Source organism: Pseudomonas sp. PNPG3 (assembly GCF_023093815.1).
Taxonomy (GTDB): Bacteria; Pseudomonadota; Gammaproteobacteria; order Pseudomonadales; family Pseudomonadaceae; genus Aquipseudomonas; species Aquipseudomonas asiatica.
In genome coordinates, this window is the sequence record NZ_JALLKV010000280.1 from 1 (window position 1) to 255 (window position 255).

Annotated in this window: 1 protein-coding gene; it reads right to left on the reverse strand. The window is 64.3% G+C overall.

Annotated features, from left to right (window positions below):
• The coding region (locus MJ643_RS31045) for a hypothetical protein (RefSeq protein WP_247727362.1) at positions 1-255 on the reverse strand (255 nt) is incomplete at both ends.

The following is a 255-nucleotide window of genomic DNA, read 5'->3' on the forward strand; positions in this document are numbered from 1 at the left end:
TTCGCCCTGCGCATGTTCGACGAAGCGCCCGGCGCGCAAGGCCACCACGTCGCCATAGCTGCCCTTGCTCATCACGGCGGCTTCGGTGGCGATGCGCTGTTCGCGCTCCTTGCGCGCCTTGGCTCGCTCGGCGTCGTCTTCCTCGCGCTGGGCGATGTCTTCCTTCGTGACCGCGGCTGACGGCTGCTCCGGAAAGAAATATGCTCCGGCACCGGCGCCGATCATCATGAAGAAGATGAAGCAATAGATGCCGAC